Source organism: Streptomyces sp. CB01249 (assembly GCF_001905735.1).
In the GTDB taxonomy this organism is placed as follows: domain Bacteria; phylum Actinomycetota; class Actinomycetes; order Streptomycetales; family Streptomycetaceae; genus Streptomyces.
This window is the reverse complement of sequence record NZ_LISW01000007.1, coordinates 166,283-178,402: the sequence shown is the minus strand read 5'-3', so window position 1 is coordinate 178,402 and position 12,120 is coordinate 166,283. Positions and strand designations below refer to the sequence as shown.

General features: G+C 72.5%; 8 protein-coding genes. 4 read left to right on the top strand and 4 right to left on the bottom strand.

Translation table 11 applies throughout. The annotated features are described in order from the left end of the window. Positions 1-20 precede the first annotated feature (20 nt). The 4 genes from AMK18_RS27575 to AMK18_RS27560 all read left to right on the top strand — a co-directional run bounded on the left by AMK18_RS27575 (position 21) and on the right by AMK18_RS27560 (position 6,608). Positions 21-1,733 carry an outer membrane protein assembly factor BamB family protein gene (locus AMK18_RS27575; RefSeq protein ID WP_073864890.1) on the top strand — a complete coding sequence of 571 codons (1,713 nt, stop codon included), beginning with the start codon at positions 21-23 and terminating at the stop codon, positions 1,731-1,733. A gap of 241 nt (positions 1,734-1,974) precedes the next feature. Further along, positions 1,975-3,849, top strand: a complete 1,875-nt coding sequence (locus AMK18_RS27570; RefSeq protein WP_073865045.1) for an outer membrane protein assembly factor BamB family protein — start codon at positions 1,975-1,977, stop codon at positions 3,847-3,849. A gap of 58 nt (positions 3,850-3,907) precedes the next feature. Beyond that, the gene (locus tag AMK18_RS27565; protein ID WP_073864889.1) at positions 3,908-5,794 is read left to right on the top strand and encodes an outer membrane protein assembly factor BamB family protein; all 1,887 of its coding nucleotides are present in this window, start codon (positions 3,908-3,910) and stop codon (positions 5,792-5,794) included. A 121-nt stretch (positions 5,795-5,915) separates the two neighbouring features. Then, positions 5,916-6,608 (top strand): response regulator transcription factor, encoded by a 693-nt coding sequence (locus AMK18_RS27560; protein WP_018104136.1) that lies wholly within the window; start codon positions 5,916-5,918, stop codon positions 6,606-6,608. 42 nt (positions 6,609-6,650) lie between these two features. Here AMK18_RS27560 and AMK18_RS27555 read toward each other — a convergent pair whose 3' ends face one another. Genes AMK18_RS27555 through sbnB form a run of 4 tightly spaced genes read right to left on the bottom strand, consistent with a single transcriptional unit; the run spans position 6,651 to position 12,113 of the window. After that, the gene (locus AMK18_RS27555) at positions 6,651-7,943 is read right to left on the bottom strand and encodes a benzoate/H(+) symporter BenE family transporter (protein WP_018104135.1); all 1,293 of its coding nucleotides are present in this window, start codon (positions 7,941-7,943) and stop codon (positions 6,651-6,653) included. Beyond that, a complete protein-coding gene (locus tag AMK18_RS27550) occupies positions 7,940-9,142 on the bottom strand; it encodes a trans-sulfuration enzyme family protein (protein WP_073864888.1) in 1,203 nt (400 codons plus the stop codon). Before AMK18_RS27550 ends, AMK18_RS27555 begins: the two co-directional genes overlap by 4 nt. Further along, positions 9,139-11,118, bottom strand: coding sequence for an FAD/NAD(P)-binding protein (locus AMK18_RS27545; RefSeq protein WP_073864887.1), 1,980 nt, complete (start codon positions 11,116-11,118; stop codon positions 9,139-9,141). The genes AMK18_RS27550 and AMK18_RS27545 overlap by 4 nt, the downstream gene beginning before the upstream one ends. Beyond that, entirely contained in the window at positions 11,112-12,113 is a 1,002-nt protein-coding gene (sbnB, locus tag AMK18_RS27540) for a 2,3-diaminopropionate biosynthesis protein SbnB (RefSeq protein ID WP_018104132.1), read from the bottom strand. Before sbnB ends, AMK18_RS27545 begins: the two co-directional genes overlap by 7 nt. Positions 12,114-12,120 lie beyond the last annotated feature (7 nt).

Sequence of the window (12,120 nt, the reverse complement as noted above, 5' to 3'; positions counted from 1 at the left end):
ACCACAGGGGGACGGGTCCGATGAGTCAGCCGCCCGGACAGCAGCCGCCGCAGGGCGAGTTCGGAGCACCGTACGATCCGGGGACCGGTCCGTACACCCAGCCGCCCGCCCAGCCCGGCTACGGCTATCCGCCGCAGGGTTACGGACCGCCCCAGCCGAGCCCGTACAACCAGCAGCCGGGTCCGTACAACCAGCAGCCCGGCCCGTACACGCAGCCGGGGCCGCACCAGATGCCCACCCAGCAGCAGCCCCCGGCATCCCCGCCCGGCCCGGGCGGGCCGCTGCGGGGCCGGACCGCGAAGATCGTCGGGGCCGTGCTCGCCGTGGCGCTCCTCGCGGGCGGCGGGATCTGGTTCGCCACCAGCGGCGGCGGGGACGACGACAAGCCGCTCGCCGGGCCGACCCACTCCGCGAAGCCCACGGTCAAGCCCTCGCCCACCAGGAGCGGGGCCACCGGGGAGCCGGTGGTCAGCCCGGAGGAGGAGGCCCGGACCATCAACGCCGGCGCCAAGCCCGGCGAGGCGAAGGTGGCCTGGATCCAGAAGGGCGGCATCGACCTGCCGCGCAACGGCGGGGACCAGTTCGGCCCCTGGTTCGCCGGGGACGTCGTCGTGCGGGCCCTGTTCAACACGGTCTCCGGCTACTCGGTCTCCGACGGCACCCGGCGATGGGACCTCCGGCTGCCGACCAGGATGTGCGCGGCCCCCTCGCAGCCCACCGCCGACGGCAAGATCGTGCTCGGGATCAGGCACGACAGCGCGGACGACGCCGAGTGCGACACGCTGCAGATGGTCGACCTGCGGACGGGCGAGGCCGGCTGGCGCAAGTCGTACGTCCGCAAGGGCGTCTGGGACGGGCTCTCCGACCTCGCGATGTCCATCAACGGCGACACCGTGACCGTCGGCCGCACCGGCCGCACCGAGGGCTTCCGGGTCAGCGACGGCAAGCAGCTCTTCGGTGAACGGACCGGGCCGTGCCAGCCGTTCGGCCTCGCCAGCGGACCGGTGGCCATCGCCGCCGTCAGCTGCCACACCGCCGACGACGAGTACAAGGACCAGCAGGTGCAGCGGATCGACCCCGCCACCGGCAAGGCGCTGTGGACGTACAAGCTGAAGAAGAAGTGGGAGGTCGGGCAGATCTACTCGGTCAGCCCGCTCGTCGTCTCGCTGAAGCAGCTGGAGGACCCCGACAAATGGGCCATCCTCGTCCTCAACGCCGACGGCACCTACCGCTCCCAGCTCTCCGGCGGGCCGGGGGACTACCAGGTCGAGTGCGAGCGGGACCTGATGTCGCTCGGCCGGAACCTGGACAACTGCGTGGGCGTGGCCGCCGACGCGAACACCTTCTACATGAGCACCAATCACGGCGAGCTCGGAGCCACACAGCCCAACAAGATCGTGGCGTTCGACCTGTCCACCGGCAAGTTCCGCTGGTCGGCCGACGCACCGGACGGCCAGTCCGTCACCCCGCTGCGCACCGAGGACGGCAAGCTGCTGATGTACGTCCACGCGGCCAAGGGCAAGGGCGGCGGGATCGCCACGCTCCCCTCCGGCGGCGGCACCCCGCAGTTCGTGCAGCGCCACCCGGCGTCCGGCGCCGACCTGGAGCGCGGCATCTTCGAACCGCGCGTCGCGTACACCGGCGGACGCACCGTGCTGACGCCCTCGCGGCTCAGCGGCATCGACGGCGACGACGAGGTGGACGCGCGCTCCGTGGTGGTCTACGGCGGCTGACGGTCCGAAGCATCACAGCGGCATCACGGCCCGGTCCTCCCTTGGGAACAGGGGTGGACCGAACCGGAAGGCGCCCCCGGGTGGGTGGTACAAAGAAGTCCCGCTCGACTGACGTGACACTGCGGGATCCATGCCCGATTCGCTCCATTCCGTCGTGGTCCGGGGGGTCTTGCCCCCGGGCCGGGCGGGATCGCGGGGGAGTCCGGAACGGGCACCGGACCGCACGAAGGGGGACGTGCTGATGACCCAGCCGCCCGGACAGCAACCGCCGCAGGGAGGCTTCGGCGCTCCGCAGGAGCCGCCGCACGGGGTACCGCAGCCGCCCCAGGGCCCGCCGCAGACCCCGCCGCCGCCCGCCGCGCCGCCCCAGGCCCCCGCCGCGCCGCCGACCCCGCCGCCCACGCAGCCGGGCTACGGCTACCCGCAGCAGCCCGGTCCGTACGACAAGCCGCAGCAGCCGGGTCCCTACGGCCAGCCGCAGCAGCCCGGCCCTTACGGTCAGCCGCAGCCGGGCCCGTACACCCAGCAGCAGCCCGGCCCGTACGGGCAGCCGCAGCCGGGTCCGTACGGCCAGCAGCCGCAGGCCGGTTACGGCTTCCCGCCGCAGCAGCACCCGGGCGCGCCCGTGCCGCCCGGACCGAACGGCTCCGGCGGCGGCAACCCGTTCAAGCGCAAGCCGGCCATGATCATCGGGGCCGCGGTCGTCGCGCTCCTGGTCATCGGCGGCGGCGTGTACTTCGCGACGAGCGGCGGCGACGGCGACGACGACAAGCCGGTCGCCAAGAAGAGCGAGCAGGTCACGAAGCCGTCCGTGTCCCCCACCGTCGACCAGGGCGACGGCAACGGCACCGGCCGGGAGGAGGACGACGACCTCAACAGCGGCCGCAAGGACGGCGAGGCCAAGGTCCTCTGGCTGCAGAAGAACGACATCGACCTCCCGCGCAACGGCGCGACCGTCTACGGCCCCTGGATCGTCGGCGACACCATCGTCAAGGGCATGTACCGCACGGTCTCCGGCTACTCGGTCGCCGACGGCAAGCAGAAGTGGACGCTCAAGCTGCCCGCCGACATCTGCTCCGCGCCCGAGCAGACCACCACCGACGGCAAGATCGTCATCGCGATCAAGAACGGCACCACCGACAAGGCCGACTGCTCCGCCCTCCAGCAGATCGACCTCAACACGGGCAAGGCCGGATGGAAGAAGGAGGTCAAGAAGAGCGGCCTCTTCGACATGATGTCCGACCTCTCCATGGCCATCAGCGGCGACACCGTCACGGCCGGCCGCACCGGCACGGGCAACGGCTACCGGGTCAGCGACGGCAAGGAGGTCTTCGGCAAGCGGGGCGGCAACTGCGAGCCGTTCGCCTTCGCCGGCGGCGCCAAGCTCATCGCCGCGGTCAACTGCCGTACCAACGACTTCGACAACCCGCAGAACGAGATCGAGGAGATCGACCCCAACACCGGCAAGGCGAAGTGGACCTACAAGCCGGCCCTCGGCTGGCAGGTCGACAAGGTCTACTCGGTCTCCCCGCTCATCGTCTCCCTCACCAAGGGCGACAGCGACGACAAGAAGTGGAGCGTCATCGCGCTCCGCGAGAACGGCTCGCTGCGCTCCCAGATACAGAGTGACAAGGGCGACAAGTTCTCCCCGCAGTGCGGCGGCGGCTTCTCCATCTTCGGACAGCAGCTCCAGGACTGCACCGGTGTCGCGGCCGACGCCAACACCTTCTACATGTCCACGTCGGACGACACCAGCGGCTCCGCCCGCACCAACAAGGTCGTCGCGTTCAACCTGAACACCGGCAAGACGAAGTGGAAGGCCGACTCGCCCGCCGAGGAGACCATGAAGCCGCTCGGCATGGAGGGCGGCAACATCCTGCTCTACGTCGAGGGCGGCTACAGCAAGGGCGGCGGCATCGCCACCCTCTCCCCGGCCGGCGGCACCCCGAAGATGATCCTCAAGCACCCGGACTCCACCTCGGAGATCGAGCGCTCCTTCTACAACCCGAAGATCCGGTACGTGGACGGGCGTTCGTTCATCACGAGCGGGCGGGTCAGCGCGAGCAACGACAAGGAAGAGCTGGAGACGAAGACCATGATGGCCTTCGGCAACTGACGGCTCACCCCTGCCCGGACGAACCCGACCGACCCCCTTCCCCGAGGTACGCAACGCCATGACCCAGCCGCCCCAGCAGCCGCCCCACGACCCGCCCCAGGGCGGATTCGGCGCGCCGCAGGACCCGCCGCCCGGCGGATTCGGCGCCCCGCAGGACCCGCCCTCCGGTGGCTTCGGCGCCCCGACCCCGCCGCCGCCCCCCGGCCCGCCCCAGCAGCCGCCCACGGAGCCGGGCTACGGCTATCCGCAGGGTCAGCCGCAGCAGCCGCCGACCCAGCCGGGCTACGGCTTCCCGCAGGGCCAGCCGCAGCAGCCGCCCACGCAGCCCGGTTACGGCTTCCCGCAGGGCCAGCCGCAGCAGCCCCCCACCCAGCCCGGCTACGGCTTCCCGCAGCAGGGCCAGCAGCAGCCGTACGGCTACCCGACCGCCCCGATGCAGCCTGCCTACCCGACGCCGCCGCAGGGCGGGGGCGGGAAGAAGTTCTCCACCCAGGCCCAGATCATCGTCGCGGCCGTGGTCGCGGTCGCCCTGATCATCGGCGGTGGCATCTGGTACGCCTCCAGCGGCGGGGACGACAAGAAGGACGAGGCGGGCACCTCCGCCGGCACCTCCGGCGAGAACAAGGGCGGCAAGGGCGACGACGGCGGGAACGGGGGCTCCACCGGCGGCAAGGAGAAGGCCCCGGCCAACGTCGACTCGGCCGTCGGCTTCCAGCTCCCGCAGCCCAAGGTCACCGACGTCACGTCCGTCGACGGCTCCTGGGTCACCGACAAGGTGTACGTGAAGTCGGGCGTCAACGAGGTCGTCGGCTACGACCTGGACACGGGCAAGAAGGCGTGGTCGATCCCGCTGGACGGCCAGGTGTGCGGGGCCTCCCGGCACATGACCAAGGACTTCAAGACCGCCATCCTCTTCGAGGAGGCCAAGCGCACGAAGGCCAAGAAGTACCAGACCTGCACCCAGGTCGGCGCCCTCGACCTGGCCACCGGCAAGCTGCTGTGGAACAAGTCGATCACCGCCTCCACCGGTGGTGACCGCCCCGTCCGCTTCACCGAGGTCACCCTCAGCGGCAGCACGGTCGCCGCCGGCGGCCTCGACGGCGGCGCCGCCTTCAAGCTGGCCGACGGCGCCGAGCTCTGGAAGCCGAAGGTCAGCACCGACGGCTGCTACGACCTCGGCTACGGCGGCGGCGAGGCCCTGGCCACCGTCCGCAAGTGCGGTACGTACGACGACCCGCAGCTCGTCATCCAGGCGCTGAACCCGACGACGGGCGCCCCGCTCTCCTCGTACAAGATGCCGGCCGGTGTCGACTACGCGAGCATCGTCTCCACCAAGCCGCTCGTCGTCGCCGCCGACGTCGGCGACACCGCCGGCGACGGCAGCAGCATCTCGGACTTCTTCTCGATCGACGAGACCACCGGCAAGCTGAAGATCCGGATCTCCGCCGACGCCGAGAAGTACGCCGCCAGGTGCGGCTCCACCGAGGTCGAGCAGTGCCAGCACCTCGCCGTCGGCAACAACCGCATCTACCTGCCGACCGAGGAGCACGAGGGCACCGGCGAGAGCTTCAGCCGGACCAACGAGATCGTCTCCTTCGACCTCACCACCGGCAAGCAGACCGGCGACCGGGCCGACGCGGGCGAGAAGTTCACGATGTTCCCGCTGCGCATGGACGGCACCAACATCATCGCGTACCGGGAACCCCCGTACGACAAGGGCGGTGAGGTCGTCTCCATCGACGGCAGCACCTTCAAGCAGACCGTCCTGATGCGCAACCCGGCCGACAAGGCCGTCCGGGACGCGGAGACCAGCTTCACCCCGGACTACGCGGAGTTCCGCTACGAACAGGGGCGGTTCTTCATCTCCGAGACGATGATCAGCGCCCCGCGCAAGAGCTCGCTGGACGAGAAGGAGTACCTGGTGGTGTCCTTCCACACCAGCTGAGCCCGCATCACATGTGGGGGTGGAACCGGCCGGTTCCACCCCCACACGCGTATCCGGCCGTGTAACTTGCAGGCCCTGGAGGGCCGGGGGGCCTTGGCGGTGGGACGGGGGGAATGGGGCGATGGGTGTCCGGCTGATGGTGGTGGACGACCACCGACTGCTCGCCGAGGCGCTGGCCTCGGCACTGAAACTGCGCGGCCACCGGGTGCTGGCCGCCGCCGCGCCCACCGCCGGGGCGGCGGACCTCGTCGTCGGACGGGCCCCCGAGGTCTGCCTGTTCGGCACCGCCTCGCCCGCCGTGCCCGGCACCTTCGACCCCGTCGTCCGGATCCGGCGCGAGCGCCCGCAGACCGCGGTGGTCGTGCTCGGCCCGGTCCCCAGCCCACGCGGGATCGCCGCCGCCTTCGCGGCCGGGGCCGCCGGGTACGTCCGGCACGACGAGCGGATCGAGGGCGTGGAGCGCGCCATGGCGAAGGCCAGGGCCGGGGAGGCGGCGATCGCACCCCAGCTCCTCCAGGGCGCCTTCGCCGAACTGCTCGACCCGGTGGCCCAGCCGGACGACGAGGGCCGCCGGCTGCTGCGGCTGCTCACCCCGCGCGAGGTCGAGGTGCTGGTCCGGGTCGCGGAGGGCGAGGACACCCGGCTGATCGCGGCCGGGATGCGGATCGCGCCGAGCACCGCGCGTACGCACGTCCAGCGCGTCCTGATGAAGCTCGGCGTCGGCTCCCGTCTGGAGGCCGCCGCGCTGGCCGCCCGGACCGGGCTGCTGGACCGGGCGGCGGGGACGCGCCAGGGGCCGGACCCCGTCGGCTGACGGTGTCCGGCCCCTGCGGTCGTACGGGTCCCGGGGCGCCTGTCAGGCCGCCGGGGCGGGGCGGCGCAGGCGGGTCAGGACGAGGTGCGTGACCATGCCGAACAGCAGGCCCCAGAACGCCGATCCGATCCCGTGCAGGGTGATCCCGGATGCGGTGGCGAGGAAGGTGATGAGGGCGGCCTCGCGGTCCTTCTCCTCGGTCATGGCCCCGGTCAGCCCGCCCGCCAGCGCGCCGAAGAGGGCGACGCCCGCCGTCGCCGCGATGAGCTCCTTGGGCAGCCCCGCGAACAGCACCACCAGCGTGGAGCCGAACAGGCCGATCAGCAGGTAGAACGCCCCGCAGGACACACCGGCGACGTACCGGCGCCGGGTGTCCTGGTGGGCCTCCGGACCGGTGCAGATCGCGGCCGTGATGGCGGCCAGGTTGATCGCGTGCGAGCCGAACGGCGCCAGCAGGGTCGAGACCAGCCCGGTGGAGCCGATGAGCAGCCGGTCGTCCGGGCGGTATCCGGCGGCCGTGAGCACCCCGATCCCGGGCGCGTTCTGCGAGCCGAGCGTCGCCAGGGTCAGCGGTACCGCGATGCCGATCAGGGAGGCCACGGAGAAGTGCGGCGTGGTCAGGACCGGGGTGGCCAGGCCGACGCCGTCCAGGTGCACGTGCAGGCGCGAGGTGGCCGCCGCGGCCACCACACCGGCCGCCAGCGCGGCCAGCACGGCGTACCGGGGGAACATCCGCTTGCCGAGCAGATAGGCCACAAGCACCGCCCCGCCGATGTACGGCGCGGAGGTGAGCGAGGTGAACACCCCGGTCCCGAAGGAGAACAGGATCCCGGCGAGCATCGCGGAGACCACCGCCGACGGCACATGGCGCATCAGCCGCCCGAAGACCCCGGTCAGCCCGACGAGGGTGATCACGACCCCGGTGACCAGGAACGCGCCGACGGCCTCCCCGTAGGAGTACGCGCCGAGGCTGGTGACCAGCAGGGCGGCGCCGGGCGTCGACCAGGCGGTGATGACCGGCATCCGGGTCCGCAGACTGAGCCCGACGCAGGTCAGGCCGGAGCCGATGGAGATGGCCCAGACCCAGGAGCTGGTCTGGCCGGTGGTCAGATGACCGGCCGACGCCGCCGCCAGCACGATGACCAGGGGCCCGGAGTAGGAGACCACGACGGCGATGAAGCCCGCGAGGACGGCCGAGAGGGACGCGTCCCGCCAGAGGCCGGGCCGGTGTCCGGCGGAGTCCTCCGCCGGGGGTGCCCCGCCGGGGTCCGCGGGGGCGCCCCCGGCGGACGGGTCGGCCGCCGGGGGGTGGGGGGTGTGGGTCTCAGAGCTCAACGGTCTTCCTTCGCGGCCCGCTCCAGGGCCTGTTCGAGGTCGGCGACGAGGTCCGCGGGATTCTCCAGGCCGACCGAGACGCGCAGCATGTCCTTGGGGGACGTGCTGCCCGGGCCCTCGAAGGTATAGCGGTGTTCGATCAGGCTCTCCACTCCGCCGAGGGAAGTGGCGCGAATGAACAACTCGCAGTGCTGGGCGGTGCGCAGGGAGCGCTGCCACTCCCCGGCCACGTGCAGGGAGAGCATGCCACTGAACCCGTCACTCATCTGACGTGCGGCGATGGCGTGGCCCGGGTCGTCGGGCAGCCCCGGATAGGCGACCTTGCGGATCAGCGGATGGCCGGCGAAGTGCTCGGCGAGCGCCATGGCGGTGGCCGAGATCTGACGCATGCGCGGGAACAGCGTGCGTATGCCGCGCATCAGCAGATAGGTCTCCAGCGGCCCGAGCATGGGCCCGGTCAGCCTGCGGTGCAGTTCCAGCCGCTCCCACAGGGCGGCCGCCCGCTCGCCCGGGTCCGGGGCCAGCACGAGCAGACCGGCCACCACGTCGGTGTGGCCGTTGAGGTACTTGGTGCCGGAGTGCATGACGAGGTCGGCACCGAGCTCGAACGGGCGGGAGTGGACGGGCGTGGGCACCGTGTTGTCCACGCCGAACAGGGCTCCGGCCTCGCGCGCCACCGCGCCCACCGCCGCGAGGTCCGTCACCGTCCAGGTGGGGTTCGCGGGGGACTCCGCCCACACCAGGCGGGTGGGGGCGGCGGCCACCGCGGCGGCGACCGCGTCCAGGTCGTCCATGGGCACCTGGACCACTTCGAGGCCCTGCTCCGTACCGAACTCCAGGAGCCACTTGGTGAGCCCGAAGTACATCGTCCGGGGCACCACGACCCGGGAGCCGGCGGGCAGCACCTGGAAGACGGCGGTCGCGGCGGCCATCCCGGACGAGAAGAGCAGGCCGCGCGAGCCGCCCTCCAGCCCGGCCACCACGTCCTCGACCTGTTCGTACCCGGGAGCCCCCTGGTCGCGCAGGTAGGCCAGGCCCGCCGGGGTGCGGTACTCGCTGTCCCTGGCGTAGGTGGCGCCCATGCTGATGGCGGGCGGCACGGCCCCGGTGGTGGGGGAGCGCCAGCCGTCGCCCTGCGCGGCCCGGGTCTCCACGTGGTACGTGTGCGTCCAGGGCGTGTACTTCTCGCGGTTGTTCATCGGTTCCTCTCGTCGGACGGGGCCGCCCCGGCCGCGGCGGGGGTGCGGTGGAGGGTCGGGACGCCCCGCAGCTGCGGCAGGGCCGTGGTGAGGGCCAGCTCCGCGTCCAGCAGCGCACGCGACGGGGTGCCGGGGGAGGGGACGTAGTGGTTGTAGTAGCTGGACCCCTCCGTGTGGGGCCCCAGGAAGAACAGCCGGGACTGGACCGCGCCCGTCCGGGCGATGCCCTGGCCGCTCCGGTTGACGTCCAGACCGGGCAGCGGGGTCCCGCCGGCGGTACGGGTCCGGGCGCGGCCGGACCGGACCAGGCGGCTCAGCAGCGAGCCGGTGACCCGCTCCGCCACGGGCTCGGTCACATGGGCGTGCACCACGTGATCGACGTCCACGACGGTGTGCGCGTCGAGCAGGGTCGACTCCAGCTGCCAGGGGCCGCCCCCGCCGAGGGGCGGGATCACCTTGGGACCGGGGCCCGGCCCCAGCCGCAGCACGCCCGCGGCGAGCAGCGAGAGGAGTTCGGCGGAGCGGTCGAGCTGCGGGCCTATCACCAGACGGTTGACCAGCGGGGCGAAGGTGCCGAAGAAGTACGCCGCCGACTCGTCGTCCAGGCCCGGCGCGTCCACGACGGCGCGGAGCGCGTCGCGGTGGTCGCGCAGGACCTCCAGGGCCTCCTTCAGCGGGCTGACACCGAGACCCGCGCGCGCCTCGCCGAGGTCGTGCTCCACCTCGGCGGTGAAGTACGCGGTGTACGCGCGCTGGTCCGGCCAGGTCGCGGGTGCGCCGCCGAGGTCGTCGGAGGTGGCCGGTGCGCCGTTCAGCAGCCCGGCGACCGGGTTCGGGCCGAAGCGCTCCCGTAAACCGGCGAGGACTCCTTCGTACCCCGACCCGCTTGCCTCGTCGGCGAGTCGGGCGGCGGCCCGGGCCGTGTCCGGGGTCCGGCCGCCCAGGTCGCGGGCGAGCAGGGTGCGGTACCAGGCGAGTTCCATCTCGGCGACGACGAGGGGCCGGACGTCCCGGATGAAGGACAGCCGGCCGCCCGGCCGCCGTGCGCGCAGCGCGGACAGGCGTTCCCCGGTCAGCGCGAGCGGGGCGGGGCGGACCCGTCCGGGGTGGAGATACGGCCTGCTCCGGGCGGGCAGCCCGGACCGGTTGGCCAGCACGATCAGCGGTTCGCGCCGGCTGCGTTCGTAGCGCAGCCGGTCCCCGTCGCGGACGTGCCGGCCGCCGCGCCCCACGGTGAGCGTCGCGATCACGTCCATCGCCGTCAGGCCCGTGCCCAGCACGGCGACCCGGTCCCCGGGGGCGACGGCGTCGAGCGCCCCGGGCAGGGGATACGGGCGGCCGACCGACCGGGGCGCCTCGGCGGGCGGCGGGGGCAGGTGGAGGGAGTGGTGGCCGACGGTGACGAAGACGGCGTCCGCGGCGATGCGGCCGCCGTCGGCGAGGACCACCGTCTCGCGCTGCTCCGGCCCGTTGCCGCCGGTCCCGGTGACCACGTCGACCGCTGTCGTCGTGTGCCGTACGAGGGTCAGGTGGCCGGGGACGGCGTCCATGATCCGGCGCGCGGCCCAGGCCAGGTACTCGCTCAGCAGCCTGCGCGGCAGGAAGTCGTTGGGCCTGATCTCCCGGCCGCGCCCCGGCCGCACGGTGAAGCCGTCCTCGTCCAGGCGCAGATCGCGCCGGAGGCACCAGTCGTGCAGCGAGGGTCCGGTGAGGGGGACGGGACCGTCCACCATGTCCGCGTCCGCGAACGCCGTCACCTGGGCGCAGACGGTGTTGAGCAGCAGGTGGTCGGGCTCGTCGGGGCGGTGGAATCCGGGTCCCTCGGTGCCCGGGTCCACCAGGTGCACGACGAGGGGGGTCGGGGTCGCGAGGGCGTGGGCGGTCAGCCGTTCCAGGACGCCGAGACCGCGCGGGCCGAGGCCTATGATCGCGGCGGACGCCGGTGCGGTGGAGGGTTCCTGTGCGGTCGTCACCATCGGCTGGTCTCCCCGAAGAAGTCCGGCACCGCCAGCGCCGTGCCGTCGGCGCGCGCCTGGGTGAGGACATGGGTGCCGACGGCCAGGTCGAGGACCCCGAGCCCGAAGGGCGAGAAGATCACCGGCCGGGCGGGGTCCGGGGTGACCTCGCCGTTCAGCACGGCCGCGAGGGTCCCGGTGACGAAGGAGCGGGAGCCGGAGAGCTGTTCGGCCAGATGCGGCGAGGTGTTGGCCTTCAGGCAGTGGTCGACGTCGTCCAGGATGTTCTCCGCGCCCAGGACGACCTCGGGCGTCAGGTCCCGCAGCGAGATGTTGAGGACCACCTGACCCGCCGCGAACGGCCGGGTGACGTACGGTTCGAGCGCCGTCGTGGCGAACACGACCGTGTCGGCCGCGAGGGCGGTGTCGAGGTCCGCGGTGAAGGACGCGGTGCGGCCCTGCGTGACGCGGATGTGATCGGCGAGCGCCTGGCCGGACGGCTCGTGGATGTCGTGCACCAGATACGCGTCCGGGTCGCATCCCGAGGCGTGCAGGTAGTCGCAGATGTTGCGGGCGATGACTCCGCCGCCGACGACGGCGACCGTGGTGCCCCGGTGCCCGTCGGGCCGCAGCGTACGGGCGGCGACGGCGGCCGAAGCGGCGGTGCGCGCCGCGCTGATCCCCGCGGCCTCCATGCAGGCGACCGGATAGCCGGTCTCGTAGTCGTTGAGCACGAGGACCGCAGCCGCCCGGGGCAGACCGGAGGCGGTGTTCCGGGGGAAGCTGGCGATCCACTTGATACCGGCGAGCTGGACGTCGTCGCCGAGGAAGGCGGGCAGCGCGATGATCCGCGAGTCGGGCTTGTCGGGGAAGCGCAGGAAATAGCTGTCGGGGTTGACCGAGTCACCCCGTTCGTGCGCCAGATAGGCGCGTTCCACGATGTCGAGCACCGAGGTCCGGGAATTCCGCAGGATCTCCTGAACGGCCTTACCGGTGACAATGTCGAAGTCGAACATTTCTCCC